The sequence below is a fragment of the Pseudomonas lini genome, from assembly GCF_964063345.1.
Classification (GTDB): domain Bacteria; phylum Pseudomonadota; class Gammaproteobacteria; order Pseudomonadales; family Pseudomonadaceae; genus Aquipseudomonas; species Aquipseudomonas lini_B.
The window spans coordinates 1,546,710-1,572,012 of the sequence record NZ_OZ061318.1; the positions used below are offsets into that span (position 1 = coordinate 1,546,710).

The 25,303-nt window shown below is 59.0% G+C and carries 27 protein-coding genes; 1 reads left to right on the forward strand and 26 read right to left on the reverse strand.

Annotated features, from left to right (window positions below; translation table 11 throughout):
- Nucleotides 1-80: 80 nt before the first annotated feature.
- From AB3226_RS06990 to AB3226_RS07030, 9 genes are all read right to left on the reverse strand, one after another.
- The gene (locus tag AB3226_RS06990; protein ID WP_367372533.1) at nucleotides 81-1,547 is read right to left on the reverse strand and encodes a cytosine permease; all 1,467 of its coding nucleotides are present in this window, start codon (nucleotides 1,545-1,547) and stop codon (nucleotides 81-83) included.
- 220 nt (nucleotides 1,548-1,767) lie between these two features.
- Nucleotides 1,768-2,766: an ADP-ribosylglycohydrolase family protein gene (locus tag AB3226_RS06995; protein ID WP_367372534.1), complete on the reverse strand. Its 999-nt coding sequence runs from the start codon at nucleotides 2,764-2,766 to the stop codon at nucleotides 1,768-1,770.
- On the reverse strand, nucleotides 2,763-3,476 hold the full coding sequence (locus AB3226_RS07000) for a GntR family transcriptional regulator (protein WP_367372535.1): 714 nt from the start codon (nucleotides 3,474-3,476) through the stop codon (nucleotides 2,763-2,765). The genes AB3226_RS06995 and AB3226_RS07000 overlap by 4 nt, the downstream gene beginning before the upstream one ends.
- A gap of 221 nt (nucleotides 3,477-3,697) precedes the next feature.
- Complete coding sequence (araH, locus tag AB3226_RS07005) at nucleotides 3,698-4,666, reverse strand: L-arabinose ABC transporter permease AraH (protein ID WP_095055320.1); 969 nt, start codon at nucleotides 4,664-4,666, stop codon at nucleotides 3,698-3,700.
- A 9-nt stretch (nucleotides 4,667-4,675) separates the two neighbouring features.
- The gene (gene araG / locus AB3226_RS07010) at nucleotides 4,676-6,220 is read right to left on the reverse strand and encodes an L-arabinose ABC transporter ATP-binding protein AraG (protein ID WP_367372536.1); all 1,545 of its coding nucleotides are present in this window, start codon (nucleotides 6,218-6,220) and stop codon (nucleotides 4,676-4,678) included.
- A 66-nt stretch (nucleotides 6,221-6,286) separates the two neighbouring features.
- Nucleotides 6,287-7,291, reverse strand: a complete 1,005-nt coding sequence (locus tag AB3226_RS07015; RefSeq protein WP_367372537.1) for a substrate-binding domain-containing protein — start codon at nucleotides 7,289-7,291, stop codon at nucleotides 6,287-6,289.
- A gap of 130 nt (nucleotides 7,292-7,421) precedes the next feature.
- Nucleotides 7,422-8,240 carry an SDR family oxidoreductase gene (locus AB3226_RS07020; protein WP_367372538.1) on the reverse strand — a complete coding sequence of 273 codons (819 nt, stop codon included), beginning with the start codon at nucleotides 8,238-8,240 and terminating at the stop codon, nucleotides 7,422-7,424.
- 263 nt (nucleotides 8,241-8,503) lie between these two features.
- The gene (locus AB3226_RS07025) at nucleotides 8,504-9,379 is read right to left on the reverse strand and encodes an SMP-30/gluconolactonase/LRE family protein (protein WP_367372539.1); all 876 of its coding nucleotides are present in this window, start codon (nucleotides 9,377-9,379) and stop codon (nucleotides 8,504-8,506) included.
- 221 nt (nucleotides 9,380-9,600) lie between these two features.
- Nucleotides 9,601-10,317, reverse strand: coding sequence for a FadR/GntR family transcriptional regulator (locus tag AB3226_RS07030; protein WP_367372540.1), 717 nt, complete (start codon nucleotides 10,315-10,317; stop codon nucleotides 9,601-9,603).
- 249 nt (nucleotides 10,318-10,566) lie between these two features.
- Here AB3226_RS07030 and AB3226_RS07035 point away from each other — a divergent pair, with 249 nt between their 5' ends.
- On the forward strand, nucleotides 10,567-11,439 hold the full coding sequence (locus AB3226_RS07035; protein WP_367375768.1) for an esterase/lipase family protein: 873 nt from the start codon (nucleotides 10,567-10,569) through the stop codon (nucleotides 11,437-11,439).
- A gap of 59 nt (nucleotides 11,440-11,498) precedes the next feature.
- Here AB3226_RS07035 and AB3226_RS07040 read toward each other — a convergent pair whose 3' ends face one another.
- The 17 genes from AB3226_RS07040 to AB3226_RS07120 form a co-directional block, all read right to left on the reverse strand.
- Nucleotides 11,499-12,059 carry a DUF1285 domain-containing protein gene (locus tag AB3226_RS07040; protein ID WP_367372541.1) on the reverse strand — a complete coding sequence of 187 codons (561 nt, stop codon included), beginning with the start codon at nucleotides 12,057-12,059 and terminating at the stop codon, nucleotides 11,499-11,501.
- 16 nt (nucleotides 12,060-12,075) lie between these two features.
- On the reverse strand, nucleotides 12,076-12,681 hold the full coding sequence (locus tag AB3226_RS07045) for a DUF4823 domain-containing protein (protein WP_305425736.1): 606 nt from the start codon (nucleotides 12,679-12,681) through the stop codon (nucleotides 12,076-12,078).
- A 219-nt stretch (nucleotides 12,682-12,900) separates the two neighbouring features.
- Nucleotides 12,901-13,869: a GTP 3',8-cyclase MoaA gene (locus AB3226_RS07050; RefSeq protein WP_123357798.1), complete on the reverse strand. Its 969-nt coding sequence runs from the start codon at nucleotides 13,867-13,869 to the stop codon at nucleotides 12,901-12,903.
- A 139-nt stretch (nucleotides 13,870-14,008) separates the two neighbouring features.
- On the reverse strand, nucleotides 14,009-14,647 hold the full coding sequence (locus tag AB3226_RS07055; protein WP_186611511.1) for a TetR/AcrR family transcriptional regulator: 639 nt from the start codon (nucleotides 14,645-14,647) through the stop codon (nucleotides 14,009-14,011).
- Nucleotides 14,648-15,030: 383 nt separating this feature from the next.
- Nucleotides 15,031-15,822: a TatD family hydrolase gene (locus tag AB3226_RS07060; RefSeq protein ID WP_367372542.1), complete on the reverse strand. Its 792-nt coding sequence runs from the start codon at nucleotides 15,820-15,822 to the stop codon at nucleotides 15,031-15,033.
- 14 nt (nucleotides 15,823-15,836) lie between these two features.
- Entirely contained in the window at nucleotides 15,837-16,193 is a 357-nt protein-coding gene (locus tag AB3226_RS07065; RefSeq protein WP_305502880.1) for a PilZ domain-containing protein, read from the reverse strand.
- 32 nt (nucleotides 16,194-16,225) lie between these two features.
- Nucleotides 16,226-17,212, reverse strand: a complete 987-nt coding sequence (locus AB3226_RS07070; RefSeq protein WP_367372543.1) for a DNA polymerase III subunit delta' — start codon at nucleotides 17,210-17,212, stop codon at nucleotides 16,226-16,228.
- Nucleotides 17,205-17,837 carry a dTMP kinase gene (tmk, locus tag AB3226_RS07075; protein ID WP_367372544.1) on the reverse strand — a complete coding sequence of 211 codons (633 nt, stop codon included), beginning with the start codon at nucleotides 17,835-17,837 and terminating at the stop codon, nucleotides 17,205-17,207. Before tmk ends, AB3226_RS07070 begins: the two co-directional genes overlap by 8 nt.
- 19 nt (nucleotides 17,838-17,856) lie before the next feature.
- Nucleotides 17,857-19,077 carry an endolytic transglycosylase MltG gene (mltG, locus tag AB3226_RS07080; protein ID WP_367372545.1) on the reverse strand — a complete coding sequence of 407 codons (1,221 nt, stop codon included), beginning with the start codon at nucleotides 19,075-19,077 and terminating at the stop codon, nucleotides 17,857-17,859.
- Between the two features lie 3 nt (nucleotides 19,078-19,080).
- Nucleotides 19,081-19,896, reverse strand: a complete 816-nt coding sequence (pabC, locus tag AB3226_RS07085; RefSeq protein WP_367372546.1) for an aminodeoxychorismate lyase — start codon at nucleotides 19,894-19,896, stop codon at nucleotides 19,081-19,083.
- On the reverse strand, nucleotides 19,896-21,140 hold the full coding sequence (gene fabF / locus AB3226_RS07090; protein WP_052964851.1) for a beta-ketoacyl-ACP synthase II: 1,245 nt from the start codon (nucleotides 21,138-21,140) through the stop codon (nucleotides 19,896-19,898). Before fabF ends, pabC begins: the two co-directional genes overlap by 1 nt.
- 108 nt (nucleotides 21,141-21,248) lie before the next feature.
- A complete protein-coding gene (acpP, locus tag AB3226_RS07095) occupies nucleotides 21,249-21,485 on the reverse strand; it encodes an acyl carrier protein (protein ID WP_003442511.1) in 237 nt (78 codons plus the stop codon).
- 191 nt (nucleotides 21,486-21,676) lie between these two features.
- Nucleotides 21,677-22,420 carry a 3-oxoacyl-ACP reductase FabG gene (gene fabG / locus AB3226_RS07100; protein WP_008014356.1) on the reverse strand — a complete coding sequence of 248 codons (744 nt, stop codon included), beginning with the start codon at nucleotides 22,418-22,420 and terminating at the stop codon, nucleotides 21,677-21,679.
- A gap of 16 nt (nucleotides 22,421-22,436) precedes the next feature.
- Nucleotides 22,437-23,375: an ACP S-malonyltransferase gene (gene fabD / locus AB3226_RS07105; protein WP_367372547.1), complete on the reverse strand. Its 939-nt coding sequence runs from the start codon at nucleotides 23,373-23,375 to the stop codon at nucleotides 22,437-22,439.
- Between the two features lie 124 nt (nucleotides 23,376-23,499).
- Complete coding sequence (gene plsX, locus AB3226_RS07110) at nucleotides 23,500-24,510, reverse strand: phosphate acyltransferase PlsX (RefSeq protein WP_367372548.1); 1,011 nt, start codon at nucleotides 24,508-24,510, stop codon at nucleotides 23,500-23,502.
- Between the two features lie 3 nt (nucleotides 24,511-24,513).
- Nucleotides 24,514-24,696, reverse strand: a complete 183-nt coding sequence (rpmF, locus tag AB3226_RS07115) for a 50S ribosomal protein L32 (RefSeq protein ID WP_003179396.1) — start codon at nucleotides 24,694-24,696, stop codon at nucleotides 24,514-24,516.
- Between the two features lie 13 nt (nucleotides 24,697-24,709).
- Nucleotides 24,710-25,237: a YceD family protein gene (locus AB3226_RS07120; protein ID WP_004371317.1), complete on the reverse strand. Its 528-nt coding sequence runs from the start codon at nucleotides 25,235-25,237 to the stop codon at nucleotides 24,710-24,712.
- Nucleotides 25,238-25,303 lie beyond the last annotated feature (66 nt).

The window sequence follows — 25,303 nt, forward strand, 5'->3', positions numbered from 1 at the left end:
CTCGCTATGGCGAGGAGCGGCAACGCAGCATGACGGCGACAAACACCGCCAAAAAGGAACAGTATTTACGAGACAGGACACTACGCATGAGCCGGCTCGATCAATGCAGTGCGACGGTCCTTGGCACCGCCGAGTACCCAGTAAATGCCACCGGCCACCATGAACGTCACGATCCAGCCCAGGCCGTTGTGGCCCAGCCAGGAGTCGGACAAAAAGCCCCGGAACCAGACATCTTGTTCAGTAGTACCGATGGTGGTGAAACTGAAGCCCAGCACAATCGCCAGCGCCCATGCACCGAAGGCGCGCCACTCGACGCCGCCGCGATACCAGTAGGCGCTGCTCGGGCTGACGTCCAACAGGTCTTTGGGGCTGTAGTAATGCCGGTGAATCAGGTCGACCACGAAGATCCCGACCCACGCCGTGATCGGCACGGCCAACAAGGAAATGAAGGTGATGAACGGACCGTAGAAACTTTCGGCGATCAGCATGAAGTAGATCGACCCGGCGAAGATCGCAATGATATCGAGCACCACTGCATACACGCGCTTGACCTTCAGGCCGAGGGTCAAGGTAGTCAAACCGGCGGAGTACACCGACAGGTTGTTCGACAGCAGCAGCCCGCCGAATGCGGTGATCAGGTACGGCACGGCCATCCAGGTCGGCAGCATGTCGCGGATCGCGACGATCGGGTCAGTCGCCGAGGCCAGATCATTGTTGCCCACTGACAGCAGACCACCGAGGGTGATCAGCAGCACCAGCGGAATCCCCGCACCGAACGCTGCCGATGCCACCAGACGCACGGCTTTGACGCTGCGGTGCTGGTAGCGCGACATGTCGGCACCGGCGTTGGCCCAGCCAATCCCGGTGCCGGCGGCCATGGTGCCGATGCCGATGATCATTGCGCTCAGGGGCGCTGGCGTGGCGTTGAATACAGCGCTCCAGTCGATAGTCGCGCAGAGGAAACCGCCGACCAGGATGTTCAACGCACCGAACACGTAGGTCGCCCATCTCTGGATCACCAGCAACGTGGCGTGACCGAGACCGGACACCGACAATGTCAGCAGCACGAAAATCGCGATGAACGCGAGGGTCAGCAGCGGTGCGCTTTTGGCTTCCACCGGCGAGCCGAACAGAATCGAGCACAACGACAGCAAGACGAACGCGGCCGTGGTGGTGTTGACGGTTTCCCAACCCAGTCGCGACATCAGCGAAACCAGCGTCGGACCGATATTGCCGCGTACGCCGAAGATTGCTCGCGACAGCGTCAGGCTTGGTGCGCGGCCACGACGACCGGCAATGGAGATGATCCCGACCACCGCGAACGAACCGGCGGCACCGAGGATGGCGACGATGATCGCCTGCCAGATTGCCAGGCCACGGAAGGCTACCAGCGTGGCGCCCAACGGCAAGCCGAGAATGGAAATGTTCGCTGCGAACCAGACCCAGAACAGTTGCAGTGGGTGACCGTTGCACTCCCCTTCCGGCACCGGTTCGATGCCACGGGTTTCCAATTGCCCGGCGCTTTGCCCGGTGTTCGATGAACTCATGAAAACTGCTCCTGTTGCCGTTGTTGTGGTTGTGGGCAATTCGGAAGTCGATATAACTTTCCGGCGGTCCTGGCCATGTTTTTGCGCTCCATTGCGGGTGAAAAATTCAAGTATGCGGCGCGCCTATCGCGGGCAAGCCCGCTCCCACAGGTACGGCGTGCATCTCAAGATTTGTACTATTCGTGTGGGAGCGGGCTTGCCCGCGATGGCGTCAGTACAGTCAACGCAAAGCCAACAGCCCCTGCACCAACGGTTCCAACTGTAGATCATTTACCGATTTAACCTGCTCGATCATCGCCACCGGCCAACTTTCAAGCCCCAGACAAGCCCCAAGCATTGCGCCGAGAATCGCTGCGATGGTGTCAGTATCGCCGCCCAGGCTGGCAGCCATGCACAACGCTTCGAAGGCACTCATCTCACCAATGGCCACTTGCCGAGCCAGCACAAACGACACCACCACCGATTCCTGCGAGGCCACCGAAGTGCCGATCACGTCATACAGCAAGTCCGCCAGCAACGCCTTGTCACTGTCGACGCTGATGCTCCACGCCCAACTGATGCGTGCAGCGATACGTCCGCCAGCGACCCAGTGGCCATGGCTTTCGGCTTTCTGAGCGATCTGCTGGCCGAGGTTCAATGCCTCGCCCAGCTCCATGCCGTTGATCCCGGCAGAAACCACCGCCGCCACCGCCGCCGCACTGGCAATTCCCAACGTGGTGTTGTGGGTTACCTGACAGGCCTGCACCACGGCGCGGATGAAACGTTCGGGGTCGGCAACATCGGCCGCGATCCCCACCGGCGTGATGCGCATGGCCGCGCCATTGGTGGTGCCGTAGCGCCCTGCCTCTTCCAGCGAGTGGCCGGCGAGGATCATCTCGATCGCGCGTTTGGTCGAGGGGCCGAGCAAATCCTGCGAACCCTTGGCTTGCATCCCTGCTTCCCATTCGATCAAGCGCTGGGCCAGCACCTGCGGTTCGATCCAGCCCTCGCCTTCAATCAACAACTGACCGACCAGGATCGCCTGCTCCGTATCGTCAGTGATCGAGCCTTTGGGCATGTTTGCGGCGATCGGTTGATCCGGGCCAGCGTCTTGCAGATCGGTGATATCACCGAAGCGCGCCTTGATCTCGGCGCGGCTCAGGGATTGAGTCGGCATGCCCAACGCGTCGCCCAGGGCCAGTCCATAGAACGCGCCGAGGGCACGGTTGAGTGCGGTCATTTTGCAGTTCCAATTTGCAGATGCAGACGAAAATGCACCGGATCGAGCAGGCTTTCGACCTGTTCCATGAAGCGGTTCTGACGGTCGTAAGTGGTGCGCAGGGCCTTGAGGAACACTGTTCCCACCGGACGTCCGAGCAATTCGGCGTCTTCGGCATTCAAGGGTTCGGCGCCGATCCACTGATCGCCGTGGTCGCCGATGTAGCCGTAGGCGGCCAGCGTGATGGTCAGGGAGTCATCGATCAGACCGACTCGCGGCAGGCCTTCCAGGCCTCCGGTGGCGGGCATCAATGAACGTTCAAGGGACACGAGCGTGCCATCGGTGCCGCGACGGCGACGGTCGAGGGTGATGAACTGATCGGTGCCGAAACGTGGTAGCAGGTCAGGACGGGTGACCGCCTCCAGCCGCAGCACTTCGGTATTGATCAGCGCCCCATTGTCGGCCAGCGCCTGGGCCCAGCCGCTGCGCTGATCGAGTACCACACCGTCGAACGTGACGATGGACCCCACCCCGCTTTGCGTAGCGATGTAGTGGCGCCGTTTCAGTTCGGCCAGGGCTTCACGCAGCGTGCCTCGGCTGACCTTGAATTCTTGAGCCAACTGATGTTCGCCCGGCAATAGAACGCCGTCCTCCATGAGGCCGTTTTCGATGCGCCGAACAAGCTCGTCGACCACCTGTTGTTTCTTGTCAATTCGTACCGGTCTAATCATGTACACCTCGGGTGTACCGTCATAGCTGAAACGGTTCAGGGTGAGCAAGGGATATTTTGTGAAAGTGGGTGAAGGATCCTCCAAATGATCATTCCCATGCGCAGCAAAGGAATGCCTCAATGGACGCTCTGCGTCCGCTGTTGGGACGCGGAGCGTCCCGGGCTGCATTCCCACGCAGAGCGTGGGAACGATCGGTTACAGCCCATTCCCACAAGGGAAAATCAGCGTTGTTTCAACCGGTCAATCACCACCGCCAGCAGCAAAATCGAACCGCGGATCACGTACTGATAAAACGTATCGATATTCTTCAGGTTCATCGCATTCTCGATGATCGCCAGAATCAGCACCCCGGCAATCACATGCCGAATCATCCCGATCCCGCCACTCAGCGACACCCCGCCGAGCACGCAAGCCGAGATCACCGTCAGCTCAAAACCCTGGCCAATCATCGGCTGACCGGACGTCATGCGCGACGCCAGAATCACCCCGGCCAATGCCCCAATCACACCGTGCACGGCAAAGATAATGATCTTGGTCCGATCAACGTTCACCCCGGCCAGCAACGCCGCCTCCTGGTTACCGCCGATGGCCATGGTGTTGCGCCCGTAGGTGGTGTAATTCAGCAACCAACCGAAAAACAGGAAGCAAACGATGGTGATCAGAATCGGCACCGGCACGCCGAACAACTGACCGTTACCGAAAACGAAGAACTGTTCCTGTGAAACGCCCACCGCTTTACCGTTGGCAAAAATGTAAGCCAGGCCACGCACGATCTGCATCGTCGCCAGCGTGGTGATCAACGCATTGACCCGCAGCTTGGCGATCACGATCCCATTGATCAGCCCGACAATCAGCCCCATCACCAGCGCTGCACTCACGCCGAGGAACACGCTGTCGGTGTCGCGCATTACCACTGCCGCAACCACGCCGGCGCAGGCAATCACCGAGCCCACCGACAAGTCGAAATGCCCGGACGCCAGGCAATACAACATGGTGCACGCGGCAATCCCGGTAGTGGAAATCGCCAGGCCCAGGCCGCGCATGTTCAGCGGCGACAGGAAGTTGTCGATCAGCAAGGTGCAGAGCACGAAGATCCCGACGGCCGCCAGCAACATCACCCAGTCATCGAGAAAGCGCCGCAGGTCCAGAGGTTTTCGCGGGGTTGGCAAAGCGTTGTTTTGGACGGTCATAGTCACCTCTCAGTTCGCCACGTCGGCGGCGCGTTGGCGTGGCAACGCCAGTTGCAGCAGGTTGGATTCATTGGCTTGTTCGCGGGTCAGTTCGCCGCGCATCGCGCCTTCGCAGAGCACCAGGATGCGGTCGGAAATGCCCATGACTTCCATCAGGTCGCTGGACACCACAATCACCGCGATGCCGCTGGCCGCCAGGTTATGGATGATCTGGTAGATCTCGGCTTTTGCACCGATGTCGATGCCCCGGGTGGGCTCGTCGAGCAGCAGGACTTTCATTGGCATCGACAGCCAGCGACCGAGAATCGCCTTCTGCTGATTGCCGCCAGACAGGTACATGATTTTCTGCGCCGCGTTGGGCGTCTTCACCTTCAGCGCCTTGATCTGCTTGTCGGCATTGTCCTTTTCCCACAAGCCGCGCAACAGGCAACCGAAGGTGGAATGGGCGCCGCGAGCGCTGATATTGATGTTCTCGGCGACGCTGGCCAGTGGCAGGATGCCCTCCTTCTTGCGGTCTTCGGGACACAACAGAATCCCCGCTGCGATGGCATCGCGGGGCGAATGCAATTTCAGTTCACGACCGCGCAGTTCCAGGCGCCCGGCGGTGTTGCGCGTCAGCCCGCTGAGCATCCGGAACAGCTCGGTGCGCCCGGCCCCGACCAGGCCGAACAGCCCGAGTATTTCACCCTTGTGCGCCTCGAAACTCACCGGCTCGCGCAAGCCTGGCCCTAGCAACCTATCGACCTTGAGCGCCACAGCGCCACGGGGACGGCTGCGGTAATCGTAGATATCCTGAATGTCACGACCGACCATGCACGTCACTAACTGATCATGGGTCAGCGCGCTCATGTCCTCGAAGGTGCGCACGAAGCGACCGTCCTTGAACACCGTCACCGCGTTGCAGATGCGGAACACTTCTTCCATGCGATGGGAGACGTAAAGCACCACTTTGCCTTCGTCGCGCAGGCGCCCGATGATCGCCATCAAGCGATCGATTTCCCGTGCCGACAGGCTGCTGGTAGGTTCGTCGAACGCGATCACATGCGCGCCACGGGACAACGCCTTGGCGATTTCCACCAGTTGCCGCTGGCCGAGGGACAAGCGCCCGACCTTCTCTTGCGGATCGATTTCATCGGCCAGGCCTTTAAGGCAGGCCAATGCCTGTTGCCGCAAAACGCCGCGATTGATCAGGCCGAAACTCGCCGGCAGATGGCCGAGAAACAGGTTCTCGGCCACGGTCATTTCCGGCACCAGGTGCAGCTCCTGATGGATCACCGCGACCCCGCTGCCAATGCTGTCGGCGGTGGACTTGAACACCCTCTTCTGCTCGCCGATCTGCAGATCGCCGCTGCTCGGCGTGTAAGCACCGCCGAGGATTTTCAGCAGCGTGGATTTACCGGCGCCGTTCTCGCCCATCAAGGCGTGAACCTGCCCCGGATGGGCGACGAAGCTGATACCGTCCAGCGCCTTCACCCCGGGAAAAGTTTTGCCGATTGCGTTGAAGCGCAGGCTGCCGCCAATGCTCTGTTGATCTGTCTGTACTTGTGCGTGCATAAACCCACCTCATCACACCGGTCAGGCAACCCCGTCGCCAGGGCTGCCGATGAAATCAACCGCGCCTCAGTTCCACAGGCCGATCTTTTCCAGTTCCTGCTTGAAGTTGTCGCGCGTGATCAGCGTAACGTCGTCCATCGCGGTGTATTTCGGCGGTTCTTTGCCGGTGGTGACCCACTCATACATCATGCTCGCGGTGTTGTAGCCCTCGATGTGCGGGCTCGGCAGCATCGAGCCGAAGAAGCCGCTGTTGGGCTTCTTCAGTTCGCCGATAGCATCGGTGCCGTTGATGCCGATGCCGATCACGTTGGCCGCGGCAAAACCGGCGCTTTCGGTGGCGCGCACGCCGCCCAGCACGGTGTTGTCGTTCATGCCGCCAATGATCAGGTTTTTCGCCGCACCCGGAAGCTTCACCAACGCCGAGTTGGTGGCGTCCATGCTGCCCGGTACGTCGAGGGTTTTCAGCGCCGAGAAGAGGATGTGGTCTTTCGGTATACCGGCTTCTTCCAGCGCTTTGACAGAACCGTCAGTACGTTTCTTACCGGTGTCGAGTTCGTTGTAGGTGTTGATCACAGCGTAAGTGTCTTTCCAGTCCCAGCCGCGTTTCTTCGCTTCGGCGGCCATGGCGGCGCCCTGCTTCTGGCCGACTTCGAAGGCTGCCATGCCGAGGTACGGCACGTGCTCCATGAATTTGCCACTGGCATCGACGAAACGGTCATCGACGGCGATCACTTTCAAACCGTTGAGCTTGGCCTTGGCCATGATGGCCGGGCCGAGGGAGACGTCCGGCGGGCAGATCACGAAGCCCTTGGCGCCGTTGGCCGCCAGGCTGTCGATGGCCGAGAGGGTTTTCTCGCCATCAGGCACGGCGATTTTGATGACGGTGAAGCCCTTGTCCTTGCCGGCCTTTTCGGCGAAGGCCCATTCGGTCTGGAACCAGGGCTCTTCCGCTTGCTTGACCAGAAAACCGATCTTCACTTCCTCGGCCGCCAGCAACGTACTGCTCAGGCTGACCGCGGTAACCGCCAAAGCGGCACAGCACAGGGAACGGATCCCACGACGACGTTTCATAAGCTGACTCCTTGTTATTTTTTTTGAGCGTTATTTGAAAGCCAATACAGCGGTCGAAGCATGCAGCTAATAGTCATATCGTATGATGATTGGATTTCAGGCGTAGCTTCGCGCTTGAAACTCGGGTTATTCAGTCGTGGTACATGACCGAGCGCCCACCATCGATGGTGATGCATGAAGCGTTAATGAACGGCGCTTCATCGCTGGCCAGGAACACAGCAGTCATCGCCACTTCAATCGGCTGGCCGATACGCCGCGGTGGATGCAGGTCGAAGGCCCGTTGACGTTCGGCATGGGGGTCGGCAAAACCGTTCCAGTAATCGACGTTCAGTTGGGTTTCGATATAGCCCGGCGCGATGGCGTTGACGCGAATGCCTTTGGGTGCGTATTCGATGCCCAAGGCGCGGGTCAGGCCGAGCAAGCCATGTTTGGCCACCGGGTACGGGAAGCAGCCCGGAATGATGTGGGTGGAGTGGGTCGAGGCGATGTTGATGATGCTACCGATGCCCTGCTCGATCATTTGCGGCAACACGGCTTTGCAGCCATACCAGGCGCCGTCCAGGTCGATGGCGAAGCAGCGACGCCAGTCTTCTTCGGTCATTTCCAGCGGATCGCGGAACACGTTGACCCCGGCGCAATTGACCAACACGTCAATCCGGCCGTGAAGTTCGATGGCCAATCTGGCCATGGCGTGCAGATCTTGCTGACGCGACACATCGGCCTTGATCGCCACCACATCCGCGCCTTGTTCACGCCAATGCGCCGCGACTTTCTCGACTTTCTCGGCTTGGACATCGCTGATGATCAGCTTGGCCTGCTGAGAAGCGAAGGTTGCAACAATCGCTTCGCCGATACCTTGAGCGGCGCCGGTCAGCAGCACGACCTTGTTTTTCAGGCGCTCACCCTTGGGCGGTTCGGGCACCGGTGGCAAGGAAAGAGGTTCAGCCATGGATCAACACTCCTGTTCGAAGGCACGACGAAAACCGGGCATCTGTCGATGTCCGGTCAAAAAGCTGTTGGGAATAGGCAGGCAGGCGTGAAAACGCCCGGGCGCCGAAGCACTGACTCCGTAATGGAGTGCGGTGGAATATCGCTGCATCACTTCACCTGTTTTGTTTTTTTAAGTGTGAGTGCGTGTAACTGATGGGGCCGACTATAAACCCGACCACCAGATAATCTCAATATATAATTTTACGTCCCATATTTTGGGATTTATCCAGCAAACCGCTGACAAGCTTTTCCGGGCACATCCACTCGAATCGATAACAGCGCGCCGTCCAACGGATGATTGAGCGGGCTTGCGGCGCTGGTGATGTACAGGGTTTTGAAGTCTTCGCCTCCGAACACGCAACTGGTGGGACGGCTGACCGGCAGTTCGATCACCCGATCCACATAGCCGTCCGGGTTCAGCCTGAGCAGACAACTGCCATCCCAACGGGCATTCCATAGATAGCCCTCGGCATCCATCGCCGAGCCATCGGGGCCGCCACGTTCATGGGGGCCAAGCCAGACATAGGCGGTGTCCAGGTTGCCGTCGGTATGGATGAAATGCCGGTAAAGCGTGCTGTCGAGGCTGTCGGCGAAATACAGGGTTGTGCCGTCATCGCTCCACAGCAACGTGTTGGGAATACCTAATCCTCGAAGCAGCGGCGTGACCCGAGCATCGCGGTCGATGCGAAACAGGCCACCGGAGCGGCGCACGACGGGTAAATCTTCGCCCTGCTCACCGATGTTGTTTTGCATGGTGCCCAACCAGAGTCGGCCCTGGGCATCGCAGCGAGCTTCGTTGGGGCGATTGCCGGGTTGCGGATCGGCGACGCAGAACAAGGTCAGCCGAGGTTCCAGGCCTGGAGAATCCAGATCCAACCGATAAACCCCACTGCTCAATGTCACCAGGGCATCGCCGCTTTCGCAGGGGATGAACGCGGACACGGGCTCCGGCATCTGCCAGATTTGCACATTGGCGCCGATCAGCCTGAGCGCTTGTTTACCGGCGATATCTACCCAATACAGCGCTTGGGTCGGTGCATCCCAGAACGGGCCTTCGCCGAGTTGCGCACGGTGTCCGGTAACCGCAGTCCACGTCATGAAACCTCCTGTCTTTTTGCTTTTATGTGGAAGCGAGCCTGTATAAGTTAAAACGCAGAACCCTGTGGGAGCGTGGCTTGCCCGCGAAGAACGATAACGCGTAATACCTGAAAAACCGCGGTGCATTTTTCGCGGGCAAGCCACGCTCCCACAGGATTCTCGTCGCTCAAATTTCTTACTTACCGGCGCCACACAGCCCGCTCCCACAGGGTTCTTTATTGTCAGCTAGCCTTCTTGTCGGCCATGACCTGGGGGTAGAAGCGTTTGATCGCCAGGTCCGCGTTATCGATCAGGGTCATGCAAGCCCATACCCCCCGCGCGGCATCCCGGGCGGCGATGGCGTCGGCCATGTCTTTGTGGATAGGCAAGGTGCGGCGCAGTTCGTCCGGGTCGGCGGCAGACACTTCGAAAGACACTGCCAGCAACGCGCCAAGGGCCGGAACCATTTGTTCGATGAATTGATTGTGGCTGGCGGCGAGGATGCACTCGTGGAAGAACTGGTCGGCACGGTTGTAATCGATGCCGCTGTGCACTGCCCGTTCCAGCGCGTTATAGGCCTGGAGTACGGCTTGCACTTGTTCCACCGTCGCCCGCTCGCAGGCCCAGCGCACCGCCATGGGTTCGATGGTGCGGCGCAGGTCGAGCAAGTCGTCGACGAAGTTTTCCGGTAAGCCGCTGCGCGATAGCCAGCCAACGACTTGCGGATCGAAGAGATTCCAGCGCCGCACCGGCAATACGCGTGTGCCGACCTTTGGCCCGACTTCGAGCATGCCTTTGGCCACCAGGGTTTTGATGGCTTCGCGGATGACCGTACGACTCACACCGAGCTGCTCGCCCAGATCGGCTTCGACCTTGATGGTTTCGCCGGGCTTTACCTGGCCGGCAGCGATCCAGCACCCCAGCCAGTCGACCGTCGACGCATGAAAACTGCTGGACATGGGCACCTCGTCGACCAGTGATAAAAAACAAACGACACAAAGCCGTTCGCGATGGATGTCTACGCTAATCATCATATGATTGGGTGTCAATTGGATTATCAGCTGCCCCGCCAATATGGACATGGCTGTTCGTCCGAATCCTGCCCGAAGCGCTTTGATCCCATCCACTTTGTAAACTACGGTTAGCCGCAGCAGATCGGGCAGTCAGCGATCTGCTCCCCTTCAAATCCGCTATTGATAGGTATGAACATGGACATGGATGCGTCTACGAAATACCCCATTGTGTTGGTTCACGGTCTTTTCGGCTTCGATAAAATCGCCGGTTATCCCTACTTCTTCGAAATCGAGGAAGCCCTGGAACGCGCCGGCGCCCAGGTGTTTGCCGTGAATATTCCAACCGTCAACGGTAATGAGGAACGCGGCGAAAAACTGCTCGAACACGTCAACCGCATTTTGCTGGAAACCGGAGCTGCCAAGGTCAATCTGATCGGCCATAGCCAAGGCCCCTTGGCCGCACGTTACGTAGCAGCGCTGCACCCGGAAAAGGTTGCGTCGGTCACGTCTGTCAGTTGCCCCAATCATGGCTCCGAGATTGCCGACCAATTGCATAAGGCACTGACGCCCGGAGAGTTGCCCGAAGCGTTCGTATTAGCTTTGTTAAGCGCAGTCGGCACCTTCATTTCGTTGATCAGTGGCCACCCGGAAAATCCCGTGGACCCTCAAGCGGCGTTCGAATCGCTGACCAGCGCAGGATTGGCTGCCTTCAATCGCAAGTACCCGCAAGGGATGCCAAAGGTTTGGGGCGGGGAAGGCAACGAAGTTGAAAACGGCGTGTATTACTACTCCTGGAGCGGGATCGTGCAGAAGTTCCAAAGCCTGCAACTCCTCGACCCTACCCATTTGAACTGTAAAGTGCTGTCGAAATTATTTTATAAAGAGAAGCACGCCAACGATGGACTGGTCGGTCAATACAGCTCGCATCTGGGCAAAGTGATCCGCTCGGATTACCCCATGGACCATTTCGACGCAGTCAATCAGATGGCCGGGATCAACAGTTGGAACGTGAGCCCGGTCATGCTCTACCTTGAACATGCCGCGCGACTCAAGAGCAAAGGTTTGTAAGCCCATAAAAAAACGGCCCGTTGCAATAACGGGCCGTTTCGTTTCCAGCGCTCAGCCCCTTACGGCTCAAGCCCGATAGGGAAGAATTCGCCTCCGCTCCACACGCCCAGCCAACGCTGCCCGTCAATTTCACGGGTCACCGCCAGCTCCACCAATTGGTAGAACACATTGCGGTGAATCAGCGCTTCAAGGTTGGTGCGCACATGCACGTACGGCGCGGGTTCCTGAGTTACCGGATCGATCACTACACGCATAGGGTGCTCGGCGCCGGCATCGGCCGTTTCATCGACGTTGGTGGTAAAGCGCAAGACCTGAGCTTCACCCTCGCCTTCGACCTCTACGGCAATCGCCACGAACGGCGCATCGTCGACCTTGATGCCAACCTTTTCGACCGGGGTAATCAGAAAGTAATCATCGCCATCGCGGCGCATGATGGTGGAGAACAGCTTGACCATCGGCTTGCGCCCGATCGGCGTGCCCAAGTAATACCAGGTGCCGTCGCGGGCGATGCGCATGTCGATATCGCCGCAGAAGTCGGGATTCCACAAGTGGACCGGCGGCAAGCCTTTGGTTTTGGGGATTTGCCCCAACAGGTCGTTGGCTTTTTGCGGGCCACTCATGGCGTTCTCCTTTGAATTACTGGTCGCTGAGCCCCAGCAGGCTACGAGCGTATTGCTCCAGCGGCGGGCCCAGCAAGTCTTCTGGCTTGTTGTCGTGGAACGTCAGTAAACCGCCACGACTCTTGATACGTGCAGTATCAATCAAATACTGGGTGCTGGTCTCGATCAACATGATCTGAATCACGCCGTTGTCGATGCCAAGGCGATCCACGTGTTCCTGGTCGAGCCATTCGTCCGAGTTGCCGATGCGGTCGTCGGCTTTGGCGAAACGCGTGTAAAGCAGGTAATGGGCACCAGCGGCACGGGCTTCGCCCATGGCAGCGTCGAGGCCTTCCGGCGCGCGGGCGCGGCGGACCATCGGGAAATATTCGATAAAGCCGTTGAAGGCCTCTTCGGCCACCACGTTAGGACGCGGGTAGGCACTGCCCGGCGGCGCGAAGGCACCCTGGGCGATGTAGATGAACGAGTCCGGCTGAATGCGGAAGTTATTCACACGACGGCTGTCGCTGTGGTCCAGCAGGCCCGCGTCGCTCATGTGGTAGCGAGTCCCTTCAGCCATATCGCTGACATTCATGCAGCCACCAAGCGCCAAAACGGCCAGCAGCAAAACCAGGCTACGCATCCTACCCTCCAGAGGCCGGTGACGGAAAACCGGCGAATGGCCATGGGATGCAGCTTTTGCGCCAGCTCAACGTGCAGGGGGGTGTGTCAGTTGTTTTTGGGGGTGAATGGAGGATAGCTATCGCGGGCAAGCCACGCTCCCACAGGTCATGTGTCGAATGTGGAAACTACGGCTGACAGATGACCTGTGGGAGCGTGGCTTGCCCGCGATGAGGCCCGATCAGCCGCCGATGATTTTCATGATGGTCGCGCCACCGGAGAACGCCACTTCCTGCTTGTCTCCCAACGCCTTAACCAACAGTCGCTGCAGCGCCGGCAGCGCCTGATGACGAGGCTTGTCCAGCAAGTCGCCGACATAGTGGCGATTGCTCGACGACAGGCAGCCATGCAGCCAACCAGTGGACGACAAACGTAGACGCGAACAGGTGCGGCAAAACGGAACGCTTTCGTTGGCGATCACGCCGAAGTGGCCCAGCCCCGGAATCTGGTAACGCACCGCCGTGGCATCGACCGGCGCATCGGCCTGAAGGTACTCGTAGCGCTCACCGATCAGGCTCAGCAACTGCTGAAGGCTGACGAACTGCTGCAGGAAGGCGTTGGAGTCGCTGGCCAGGTGGCCCATGCGCATCAACTCGATGAAGCGTAACTCGTAGCCGCGCTCCAGGCAGTAGTCGAGCAACGGCATCACCTGATCCAGGTTCTGCCCACGCAACGGCACCATATTGACCTTGATCTTCATGCCGGCTGCGGCGGCCTGGTCCATGCCGTCGAGGACGGTCGCCAGATCGCCGCCGCGCGCAATGCTGCGAAAAGCGCTGGCATCCAGGGTATCGAGGGAAACGTTGATGCGCCGAATGCCGGCGTCCACCAGTAGCGGCAGCTTCTTCGCCAGCAACTGACCATTGGTGGTCAGGCTGATGTCCGCCAGGCCCATCTGCCCGACGGCGGTCATGAAGGCTTCGAGTTTGGGACTGACCAGTGGCTCGCCACCGGTAATGCGCAAACGCTCGATGCCCGCCGCCTCGATCAGATAGGCCACGCCGCGTGCCATGGCCTCCGCCGACAACTCATCCTGCGCAGCCACCAGCCGCTTGCCGTTGGGCACGCAGTAGGTACAAGCGTAATTGCAGGCTGAGGTCAGACTGATCCGCAAATTGCGAAAACGCCTGCCTTGACGGTCAACGATCATGGATCACTCCGGCGAAAGAAGATTCGAACGCGCAAAACTTGACTCACAAATCAAGTTTTAGCAAGCCCTATGCCTGAGTATATTCCTGCGGTACTGCGCCATGTAGCTAAATCATGGCGCAATAAGGCAACTGAATGGTTCAGCTGCTCGGCGTGTCGGTATCGCGCTTGCGCTTGTTGCCCATGCGCACGCCGATGTCCATCAGGAACTGGAAGAAACCTTCCTGATCTTCCAGCACGTTGCTCCAGAACGGCGAGTGATACAGCGCCACGGCGCCGTGCACCAGCGCCCAGGCCGCGCAGTAATGGAAGTAAGGCGGCACGTCTTCAAGCTTGCCTTCGCTGATCCGACCCTTGATCAGCAGGGTCAGGCGTTCGAAGTTCGAGGCGCGGATCTTGTGCAGTTCCTCGACCATCTCCGGCACCTGGTTGCCCTTGACCACCTTTTCTTCCAGGCGATCGAACAACCGATAGCGTTGCGGATCGCGCATGCGGAATTCGAAGTAGGCCCGGGACAGGGCTTCCTTGTCCTTATCGACATCGGCCGAATGCAACAGCTCGTTCAAATCGCGCTCGTAATCGAGCATCAGGCGCAGATAGATCTCCGCCTTGGATTTGAAGTGCTTGTAGATCGTGCCTTTGCCGATACCGACGGCATCAGCAATCATCTCGACGGTGACACTGTCTTCACCTTGGTCGAGGAACAGCTTGAGCGCGGTATCGAGAATTTCTTGCTCGCGGCGACGAAACTCACGGACCTTACGAGGTTCTTTATGCATAAGAAAAGGTCTGTAGGGGTCAAAATTCGAAGCCGCGTATTATGCCTAACTTACGCCAAAATGCACGGATCATCCGACCATATATGTGTTTCTTGATGAATTCGCACACCCTCGCCGGTTGATGAGAACTCAACCGAAGCGCGCGTATTCCAAATTTGTTTAAAAACCCGACCAGCTAAACTGGACTCGGCGCAATACTGATCAATACTTCAACTGTCGGCGAGGCATCTCCCCCAAGTGTCGCGCCGATGAAGGTACCAAAGGATTGCGTGCCTTTGTTTTACTCCTAATGGTCTTAACCCGGATTCACCCCCCAGAACCCGGGTTTTTTTTGCCTGCGATTCAGCGACCAAAAACCCCACAGGCTGCGATCTTTTCTAACGTTACACCGATGCCCTGACGTGCGCCAACGGGAATAAACGCTTGAAATTATCGGTGGTCTGCTCGGCAAATCGCTCGTAGGACTCGCCTCGCAACATTGCCAGAAATTCCGCTACCTCACGCACGTATTGCGGCAGGTTCGGTTTGCCGCGATAAGGGATCGGCGCCAGGTACGGCGAGTCGGTTTCAACCAGCAACCGGTCAGCTGGCACCTTGCTGGCCACATCCCGCAGGGCATCGGCATTGCGAAAAGTGACAATACCGGACAAGGAAATGTAATACCCCATGTCCAGCGCAGCCCTGGCCATCTCCCAGTCTTCGGTGAAGCAATGCAGCACGCCCGCCTGAGGCAGTGCCGCTTCGCGCAGCAGCTCAAGGGTATCGGCCCGCGCGCCACGGGTATGGATGATCACCGGTTTGCCGGTCTGTTGCGCCGCTTGCAGGTGCAGGCGGAACGATTCCTGCTGCAACGCTGCCGCTTCCGGCTCGTAGTGATAATCCAGACCGGTTTCACCAATCGCCACCACTCGCGGATGATTGAGTTCGCGCAACAGCCAATCCAGCGCCGGTGCGGCACCCGGCTGCACATCGAGTGGATGCACGCCGACCGAACAGTCGACATCGTCGTAACGTTCGGCCAGGGCTTTGACGTCGGCGGCGTTATCGGCGCTGACGCCAATGCACAGAAAGTGCCCTACCCCGCGCGCACGGGCCGCATCGAGCGCAGCATCCAGAGAGCCGTCGTGGGCGGTGAGGTCGAGGCGATCAAGGTGACAATGGGAATCTACGAGCATAAAAGGACTGCAACTTACATCGTATGAGTGGGACGGTCGGACTTCAGGGCTCCGGCCAGATGGGTTTCGATTCGACTGCGCGCGGTGTTGTCGCCTTCGTTGAATTGCACGCCAACCCCGGCGGCGCGGTTGCCCTGGGCACCTTTGGGGGTGATCCAGGTGACCTTGCCGGCGACCGGAATCTTTTCCGGTTCATCCATCAGGTGCAGCAACATGAAGACCTCATCGCCCAACTTGTAGCTTTTGTTGGTCGGGATAAACAGGCCACCATTCTTGATGAATGGCATGTAGGCCGCGTAGAGCACGGCCCTGTCCTTGATGGTCAGGGACAAGATGCCGTTGCGCGGCCCCGGACTGACAGGTTCATTCATACTGACCTCCATTTCGGATGATCAGAGTCTAGTCACTTCTGGGTAGGCAAGGATACCCATTGCACCAACAGCGCCTCCAGCAACAACGCAGGATTGAGGTTGGCTTTGCTCATCACTTTCTGGCGCTGGGCGAGGATCCAGTCCTGGATATTCAGGACTTTGTCCTGTGCGGATTTCTGCGCCAGGTATTGAATCACCTTGCGCATGTCCGCCAGCCCCAGCCCCGCTTCATCCTGAGTCAATTGATAACGCAGGATCAGGCTCGACCAGTCGCAGAACCAGTCGAACAGCAGCAACATGGGAATGGTTTTCCACTCCTCGGCCAACTGGGTCGGCGATTGCTGTTGCTTGAGCAACTTCTTCACGCCCTCGACCACCAGAGCCCGCTGCTCGCGCACGCCTTGCGCCTGCAATTTGACCGAGGCCAATGGCGAACCGGCGGCGAGGGTCAGCAGTTCAATGCGCTCTTCTTCCGAACAGTCCGGCAACGCGCTGGCCAGCCAAGCCAGACTCATCGCTTCACTCGGCAACGGACAGGCCTGCTGCACGCAGCGGCTCTTGATGGTCGGCAGCAGACGGCTGGTCTGGTGGCTGACCAACAGCAAAACGGTGTCGCCGGATGGTTCTTCAAGGCTTTTCAGCAAGGCGTTGGCGGCGTTGATGTTCATCGATTCGACCGGTTCGATCAGCACCACTTTGCGCCCGCCCATCTGCGCGGTCTGAACCACGAAGCTGACCAGATCACGCACCTGATCGACCTTGATCGCCTTGTCTGCTTCTTCCGGCTCCAGGATGTAGTTGTCGGGGTGACTGCCGGCCTTCAGCAACAAGCAGGATTTGCACTCACCGCAAGCGCCCTCGGCGCTCGGACGCTGGCACAACAAACGGGCCATCAGACGCTCGGCCAGCGCACGCTTGCCGATGCCGGCCGGGCCATGCAGCAAATAGGCGTGAGCGTGTTGGGCACGCCCGGCCAATTGCTCCCAGAGACTGTCCTGCCATGGATAGGCTTCAGCCACGGATCAGCTCCAGCAGACGTGGCAACAAGGCATCCAGAGACTGCTGAACCTGCGCCAGCGGCTGAGCGGCATCCACCAGGACATAACGCGCAGGATCCGCTTTGGCGCGCTCGAGGAAGGCAGTGCGCACCGCATCGAAAAACGCTCGGCCTTCAAGCTCGAAGCGGTCCAGCCGACCGCGGGCACTGGCGCGGGCCAGGCCCACTTCTACCGGCAGATCGAAGATCAGCGTCAAGTCCGGACGCAGATCGCCCTGGACGAACGTTTCGAGGGTCGCGATGCGCTCCAGCGACAAACCACGACCACCGCCCTGGTAGGCATAGGTCGAATCAGTAAAGCGATCGCACAGGACTACCGCGCCACGGGCCAGCGCCGGGCGGATCACTTCGGCCAGATGCTGGGCTCGCGCGGCGAACACCAACAACAGCTCGGTGTCGGGGTTCATGACCTCATCGACCGGCGCCAACAGCACGTCACGGATCCGCTCGGCCAAGGGCGTGCCGCCGGGCTCCCGGGTCAACACCACCTCGATCCCGGCGGCGCGCAGACGTTCGGCCAGGTATTCGCGATTGGTGCTCTTGCCGGCACCTTCCGGGCCTTCCAGGGTAATAAACAAGCCAGTCACAGGCAGTCCTTAATCAGAGTCATTGCGGGCTTTGCGGCGCGGGCGCATCCGCTTCGGGTGCTGGCGCAGGTTCTTGTGCAGGCTCTAGTTCTTGTACAGAGTCTTGCCCGGAATCTTGCGGCGCTACTGGCGGCATTTCTTCGATCGTCGTGTCGGGCGAAGCTGCCGGGATTGGCGCCTGAGCATCCTCAGTCGGCGGCGTAACAGTCGGCGCAGGGCTGGAACGGTAATCGGCACGTCGATTGATCTGGAACTCGCGCACCGCATTGTTGTGGGCGTCCAGATCATCGGAGAACACGTGGCTGCCATCACCGCGCGCGACAAAATACAGGCTGTTGCCGTCCGCCGGATTCAATGCCGCATGGATCGCTTCGCGGCCCACCATCGCAATCGGCGTCGGCGGCAGGCCAGCAATCATGTAAGTGTTATACGGCGTCGGCTCCTTGAGATGAGCGCGGGTCAACTTGCCATTGTAACGGTCACCCAGACCGTAAATCACGGTCGGATCAGTCTGCAACAGCATGCCCATTTCCATGCGCCGCACGAACACGCCGGCGATCTGCCGACGCTCCTGCGGCACACCGGTTTCCTTTTCCACCAGCGAGGCCATGATCAGCGCCTGATAGGGCTCGGTGTAGGGGACGTCGGCAGCGCGCTGGTTCCATTCCTTGGCGAGAACCTCGTCGAGGCGGTCGTAAGCTTTCTTGAGCAGATCGGCGTCGGTCATGCCCCGCACGAAACGATACGTATCGGGGAAGAATCGCCCCTCGGGGAAAATCCCGTTGTGCCCGAGCTTATCCATCACTTGGCTGTCGCTCAGACCATTGAGGGTCTGCTCGAGTTTTTCATCCTTGGCCAAGGCTGCGCGAACCTGATGAAAATTCCAGCCTTCGACCAGCGTCAGGCTGTACTGCACCATTTCTCCGCGCTTCCACAGGTCGATCAGCCCGTTGACTGTCATACCGGGCACCATGCGGTATTCGCCGCTGTGCAACGGTTGCCCTGCCAGATTAAAGCGCCAATACACACGCAGCCAGAAAGCGTCTTTGATGACGCCATCGGCTTCGAGTCGAAGGAAGGTGCGGTTCGGCGTAGTGCCTTTGGGCACTTCCAGCAGCTCTTCCTGGGCGATATTCAGCGGCTGTTCCAGCGCCGAATCGATTTTCCAGGCGCAAGCGCCCGCCAACAGCCCCGCCAGAACCAATCCGGTTTCCAGCAGCAGCAAGAATTTACGTCTCACGAATCAAGCATCCAGTAGCGCACGAGCAATGGTTTGGAGTTTACGGGTGAGCGGCCCAACCGGCCAGCTCAGTGCCGCATAGGCACGCACCGGCCAAACGCCATACACGCTGTTGCAGACAAAGACCTCGTCAGCCCATTGCAGCTGCTCAAGGGTGATATCGGTGATTTGCGTGGGAATCCCCAATGACTCGGCTTGAAACAATAATTCGGCACGCATCACGCCCGCCACGCCACAGCGTTTGAGATCGGCCGTAACCAGCACGCCATCGCGCACCAGGAACAGATTGCTGAACACGCCTTCGATCACCCGCCCGGCCTGATCCAGCATCAAACCTTCGGCATGCTCGGTGTCCTGCCATTCGGAACGGGCGATGACCTGCTCCAGACGATTCAGATGTTTGAGGCCGGCGAGCAATGGCTGTTGTGAAAGCCGTGTCGCACAAGGAAACAGCCGAATGCCCTGCTCCGCATGAACAGCCGGATAAGCAGCAGGAGGATTGCCTTGCAGAATACGTCGAGCCTGAGCCGAGGGATCGGCGGCATAACCGCGCAGGCTATCGCCACGAGTGAGGATGAGTTTGAGCACGCCCTCGCCCAGCGCGGCGGCATAGGCCAGCAGCTCCGCGCGGATCAATTCATGATCAGCGGCAATCGCCAGGCGCGAACAACCCTGCGCCAGACGCGACAAATGTCGATCCAGCAGCAGCGGCTGCCCGCTCTTGACTGCGATGGTCTCGAACAGACCATCACCGTAAGCCAGGCCGCGATCCTTCAGCGACAAAGCGTCAGCCGGTTGACCGTCGACCCAGCTGTCCATCAGTCAGCGAACCGGCGGAACACCAGCGAGCCATTGGTACCGCCAAATCCGAAGGAGTTGGACAGCACCACGTCGATATCCATGCCACGCGCGGTGTGGGGTACGAAGTCGAGGTCGCAGCCTTCGTCCGGCTCATCGAGGTTGATGGTCGGCGGTGCTACCTGGCTGTTGATTGCCAGTACGCTGAAAATCGCCTCGACCGCGCCCGCCGCACCCAACAGGTGACCGGTCATGGATTTGGTCGAACTGACCGCCAGCTTGTAGGCGTGATCGCCGAACACGGATTTGATCGCACAGGCTTCGGCGAGGTCGCCCGCCGAGGTCGAAGTGCCGTGGGCGTTGATGTATTGAACCTGATCGCCATTGATCTTCGCATCACGCAAGGCATTGGTGATGCAACGCGCAGCACCCGCGCCATCGGCCGGTGGCGAGGTCATGTGGTAAGCATCGCCACTGGTGCCGAAACCGATCAGCTCGGCGTAGATGGTCGCGCCACGGGCCTTGGCGTGCTCCAGTTCTTCGAGCACCAGTGCACCGGCGCCGTCGGACAGCACGAAGCCATCACGGCCCTTGTCCCATGGACGGCTGGCACGGGTCGGCTCGTCGTTGCGGGTCGACAATGCGCGGGAGGCACCGAAGCCACCCATGCCCAGACCACACGCGGCCATCTCGGCACCACCGGCGATCATCACGTCGGCTTCGTCGTACATGATGTTGCGTGCCGCCATGCCAATGCAGTGCGTACCGGTGGTACACGCCGTGGCGATGGCGTAGTTAGGTCCCTGTGCCCCCAGATGGATGGACAGGAAACCGGAAATCATATTGATGATCGAACCAGGCACAAAAAACGGAGAGATCCGTCGCGGGCCGGAATCATGCAGCGTACGGCTGGTTTCTTCGATATTGGTCAGACCGCCAATACCCGAGCCCATGGCCACGCCAATCCGCTCGCGGTTAGCGTCGGTGACCTCAAGACCTGCGTTACGCACGGCTTGAAAACCTGCAGCCAGACCGTACTGAATGAACAGGTCGAGTTTGCGAGCTTCCTTGACCGACAGGTATTCCTCGACATTGAAGCCCTTTACCGAACCGCCAAAACGGGTGGAATAGGCAGAAAGGTCGGTGTGTTCGATCAGACCAATGCCACTGCGGCCAGCCAGAATGCCCTGCCAGCTGCTCGGCACATCCGTGCCCAGTGGCGACAACATACCCATACCGGTGACTACGACGCGTCTACGCGACACAGCACTCTCCTTTTTCAAATGACGACTTTGCATCAGGCCTAAAGAAAAAACCGCACGCCATGATGGCAGTGCGGTTTTTCCATGACAGCGAGCAACGATTACAAGCTATTAAGCCTGATGGTTAGTAACGTAATCGATTGCGGCTTGTACAGTAGTGATCTTCTCAGCTTCTTCGTCAGGGATTTCGGTCTCGAATTCCTCTTCCAGAGCCATCACCAGCTCAACGGTGTCAAGGGAGTCGGCACCCAGGTCTTCAACGAAGGACGCAGTGTTGACCACTTCTTCTTCTTTAACGCCCAGTTGCTCAGCAACGATTTTCTTGACGCGCTCTTCGATGGTGCTCATACCTTGTTTTCACTCCTAATGGACAAATTCAGGCAGCTGGCCGGTGGGTAAGTGTATAGAAAGACTTTTCAGTTTTTCAACTGAAAGCTTCACTCCTCAAACCCGGCGACCCTCTGTCTATAAATAGATTGCAGCTTTATAACGGATTTTAGACAGCTCGTATGACATTTTTTTGAAGCAATCCGTCACATTTAACTCATGTACATCCCGCCGTTCACCGGGATTGTAGCCCCAGTAACGTAAGCCGCACCGTCGGATGCAAGAAAAGCGACCACAGACGCGATCTCTTGAGCTTGCCCCAGACGACCCAGCGGAATCTGCGTCTGCAAGGCTTCTCGCTGCGCCTCGGGCAGTTCACGGGTCATATCGGTGTCGATGAACCCAGGGGCCACCGAGTTTACCGTAATCGAACGCGAACCGACTTCACGCGCCAGTGCACGGCTGAAACCTTCCAGACCGGCCTTGGCGGCAGCATAGTTTACTTGGCCTGCGTTGCCCATGGCACCCACAACCGAACCAATACTGATAATTCGTCCCCAACGGGCTTTGGTCATGCCGCGCAAAACGCCCTTGGACAGGCGGAACAGACTGTTCAGATTGGTATCGACGACGTCATGCCATTCGTCATCTTTCATGCGCATCATCAGGTTATCGCGGGTGATACCGGCATTATTGACCAGGATCGCCGGCGCACCGAATTGCTCCTGAATGCTCGCCAACACGGCCGCCACGGACTCGTCGCTGGTGACATTGAGTTCCAGGCCAGTGCCCTGAATACCATTTTCTTTCAGGGTCGCAGCGATACGCTCAGCCCCCGAAGCGGAAGTCGCGGTGCCGATAACAATGGCACCCTGACGACCCAATTCCAGAGCGATAGCCTGGCCGATACCACGGCTGGCACCGGTGACCAATGCAACTTTACCTTGCAGGCTCATGCAAGCTTCTCCTTGTTCAGGCCAGCGCTGCACGGGCGGCAGCGAAAGCGTCTGGGGTATTGAGGTTAGAGGTCGACACGCCTTCGGCGCAACGTTTGTTCAAACCGGCAAGTACTTTGCCAGGGCCGCATTCGACCAGTTCGGTCGCGCCCTTGGCTGCCAGCGCCTTGACCGACTCGACCCAGCGTACAGGCTTGTAGAGCTGTTCGAGCAGATCGCGCTTGAGGGTTTCCAGATCCGCCGGCACATTGGCGCTGACGTTCTGTACTACAGGAATCTGCGGCGCCTGCCAGTCGATCGCGGCGATCGACTCGGCGAACCGCTCGGCGGCTGGGCGCATCAATTCGCAATGGGACGGCACGCTGACCGGCAATGGCATGGCGCGCTTGGCGCCACGTGCCTTGCAGCCTTCGATGGCGCGCTCGACCGCAGCCTTGGCGCCAGCGATGACTACCTGGCCCGGGGAGTTGAAGTTCACCGCGCTAACCACTTCGCCTTGTGCCGCTTCGGCACAGGCTGCCAGCACATCGGCGTCTTCCAGACCAAGGATTGCGGCCATGCCGCCCTGCCCGGCCGGAACAGCCTCTTGCATCAACTGACCGCGACGCTCTACCAGCTTCACCGCGTCGCCCAGGCTCAGACTGCCTGCAGCCACCAGGGCGCTGTATTCGCCCAGGCTGTGACCGGCAACGTAAGCCGGACGCGCACCGCCTTCAGCCAGCCACAGGCGCCACAAGGCGATTGAGGCGGTCAGAATGGCCGGCTGGGTTTTATCGGTTTGATTGAGTTGTTCTTCCGGCCCTTGCTGGGTCAGTGCCCACAGGTCGTAACCCAGAGCATCGGAAGCTTCTTTGAATGTTTCGAGGACCACCGGATGTTGCGCGCCCAACTCGGCCAGCATGCCGAGGGACTGCGAACCCTGTCCTGGAAAGACGAATGCGAGGGAAGCAGACATGTAACAAGCCCCTAATGATCTTGTCGTCGGAGAATGACGTCCCGTTTCTGGAACGCAAGAAACTCACAGTTGGATGGCCCATTGAACTGAGCGGTCACATTTAAGCATTGTCCGACGAAAACGCCTAAGGCAACAAATCTTCCAGGCGCCCGTGAAGCCGTTCCGGCAGGTTTTCCTGGATCTCGATCAACGCGCGCTGAATCGCACTCTGAAAACCCTGCACCCCCGCCGAACCGTGGCTTTTCACGACAATTCCCTGCAAACCGAGGAAACTTGCGCCGTTATGACGTGCCGGCGCCAGTTCGGCCTGCAAGCGTTTCATCAGCGGCAGCGCCAATGCGCCCACCACTTTCGACGCGAGATTTTTCTTGAACAACGCCTCAATGCGCCCGGCAATCATGGTCGCCAGACCTTCGCTGGACTTGAGCAGGATATTGCCGACAAAGCCGTCACACACCACCACATCCGCTTCGCCACGGTACAAACCGTCACCTTCGACAAACCCGATGTAGTTGATGCCGCGAGCACTCTGCAACAAGGTGGCCGCCAGCTTGACCTGCTGATTGCCCTTGATGTCTTCAGTGCCGATGTTCAGCAATGCGACCCTTGGGCGAACGATGCCCAGGGTTTCTGCCGCGACCGAGCCCATCACGGCAAACTGCAATAAGTGCTCGGCGCTGCAATCGACATTGGCACCCAGATCGAGCAACTGGCAATAGCCCTTCTGCGTCGGAATGGCCGCGATCATTGCCGGCCGATCGATGCCCGGCAAGGTCCTGAGCACAAACCGTGACAACGCCATCAGCGCACCGGTATTACCCGCACTGACGCAGGCCTGGACCTTGCCGTCTCGCAACAACTCCAGCGCCACGCGCATCGACGAATCGGGCTTGCCGCGCAAGGCCTGGGCAGGCTTTTCGTCCATGGTGATGACTTCGGACGCCGGCGCAATCGACAGGCGCGCGCGATCCACAGCCGATTGGCTGGCGAGCAGTTCTTCAAGAAGGGAGGGTTGACCGACGAGGGTCAGGTGCAGCGAGGGCGTAGCAGACAGACAAGCAAGGCTGGCCTGAACAATGCTGCGGGGACCGAAGTCCCCGCCCATTGCGTCAATCGCGATGACTTGAGCGGACAAGGATTACTCGTCAGCGCCCTTGTCGATCACTTTACGGCCACGGTATACGCCTTCTGGCGATACGTGGTGACGCAGGTGAACTTCACCGGTGGTTTTTTCTACAGACAGGGTGCTAGCCTCGAGAGCGTCGTGCGAACGACGCATGTCACGGGCAGAGCGGGATTTTTTGTTCTGCTGAACAGCCATAATTGATTAACTCCTAAACGTTTGGGTCACGCTTTAACTGCGCCAATACACTGAACGGGTTGGACCGCGTTACCTCGTCCTCGCTCGGTTCGGGCTCATCGAGACCCGCCGGCTGCTGGCATTCTTCCGGATGATGAGCAGGCACAATGGGCAAGGCGAGCAGAAGCTCCTCCTCGATCAGTGACTGCAGATCCAAAGGATCTTCGCCCAGTTCCAGCACGTCATAACCTTTCGGCAACGACTGGGTATTCGCACCCTCCTTCACCACAGCATAACTGCATTCGCTATGGATCGGCAGGGTGACCAGCTCAAGACAACGCTGGCAAACCATTTTGACTTCGGTGTCGATAAAGCTGTGAATTACCACAGATTTACGTTCATCTCGTTCAAAAACGAATTTAGCCTGCACCGTACCGACAGTATCGGAAAGCGGGTCGCAGAGTCTCTCCAAATCGGCCAGCAGCAGTTCACCTTGAAGGGTGGTGCCACGGTCAGCCAATTTGCGCGGGTCAACGTGAGGTGGAATCGGGTCATTCAACATAGGCGCAGCATTATAGGGATGCCCCCAGCCATGTCAAAGGAAATTCAGCCCTGTCCGTCACTTGCA

Bases quoted from the DNA above. Each gene is read 5' to 3' on its own strand.
- AB3226_RS06990 (WP_367372533.1), bottom strand. From the start codon at position 1,547: ATGAGTTCATCGAACACCGGGCAAAGCGCCGGGCAATTGGAAACCCGT.
- AB3226_RS06995 (WP_367372534.1), bottom strand. From the start codon at position 2,766: ATGACCGCACTCAACCGTGCCCTCGGCGCGTTCTATGGACTGGCCCTG.
- AB3226_RS07000 (WP_367372535.1), bottom strand. From the start codon at position 3,476: ATGATTAGACCGGTACGAATTGACAAGAAACAACAGGTGGTCGACGAG.
- araH (WP_095055320.1), bottom strand. From the start codon at position 4,666: ATGACCGTCCAAAACAACGCTTTGCCAACCCCGCGAAAACCTCTGGAC.
- araG (WP_367372536.1), bottom strand. From the start codon at position 6,220: ATGCACGCACAAGTACAGACAGATCAACAGAGCATTGGCGGCAGCCTG.
- AB3226_RS07015 (WP_367372537.1), bottom strand. From the start codon at position 7,291: ATGAAACGTCGTCGTGGGATCCGTTCCCTGTGCTGTGCCGCTTTGGCG.
- AB3226_RS07020 (WP_367372538.1), bottom strand. From the start codon at position 8,240: ATGGCTGAACCTCTTTCCTTGCCACCGGTGCCCGAACCGCCCAAGGGT.
- AB3226_RS07025 (WP_367372539.1), bottom strand. From the start codon at position 9,379: ATGACGTGGACTGCGGTTACCGGACACCGTGCGCAACTCGGCGAAGGC.
- AB3226_RS07030 (WP_367372540.1), bottom strand. From the start codon at position 10,317: ATGTCCAGCAGTTTTCATGCGTCGACGGTCGACTGGCTGGGGTGCTGG.
- AB3226_RS07035 (WP_367375768.1), top strand. From the start codon at position 10,567: ATGGACATGGATGCGTCTACGAAATACCCCATTGTGTTGGTTCACGGT.
- AB3226_RS07040 (WP_367372541.1), bottom strand. From the start codon at position 12,059: ATGAGTGGCCCGCAAAAAGCCAACGACCTGTTGGGGCAAATCCCCAAA.
- AB3226_RS07045 (WP_305425736.1), bottom strand. From the start codon at position 12,681: ATGCGTAGCCTGGTTTTGCTGCTGGCCGTTTTGGCGCTTGGTGGCTGC.
- AB3226_RS07050 (WP_123357798.1), bottom strand. From the start codon at position 13,869: ATGATCGTTGACCGTCAAGGCAGGCGTTTTCGCAATTTGCGGATCAGT.
- AB3226_RS07055 (WP_186611511.1), bottom strand. From the start codon at position 14,647: ATGCATAAAGAACCTCGTAAGGTCCGTGAGTTTCGTCGCCGCGAGCAA.
- AB3226_RS07060 (WP_367372542.1), bottom strand. From the start codon at position 15,822: ATGCTCGTAGATTCCCATTGTCACCTTGATCGCCTCGACCTCACCGCC.
- AB3226_RS07065 (WP_305502880.1), bottom strand. From the start codon at position 16,193: ATGAATGAACCTGTCAGTCCGGGGCCGCGCAACGGCATCTTGTCCCTG.
- pabC (WP_367372546.1), bottom strand. From the start codon at position 19,896: ATGGACAGCTGGGTCGACGGTCAACCGGCTGACGCTTTGTCGCTGAAG.
- acpP (WP_003442511.1), bottom strand. From the start codon at position 21,485: ATGAGCACCATCGAAGAGCGCGTCAAGAAAATCGTTGCTGAGCAACTG.
- fabG (WP_008014356.1), bottom strand. From the start codon at position 22,420: ATGAGCCTGCAAGGTAAAGTTGCATTGGTCACCGGTGCCAGCCGTGGT.
- fabD (WP_367372547.1), bottom strand. From the start codon at position 23,375: ATGTCTGCTTCCCTCGCATTCGTCTTTCCAGGACAGGGTTCGCAGTCC.
- rpmF (WP_003179396.1), bottom strand. From the start codon at position 24,696: ATGGCTGTTCAGCAGAACAAAAAATCCCGCTCTGCCCGTGACATGCGT.
- AB3226_RS07120 (WP_004371317.1), bottom strand. From the start codon at position 25,237: ATGTTGAATGACCCGATTCCACCTCACGTTGACCCGCGCAAATTGGCT.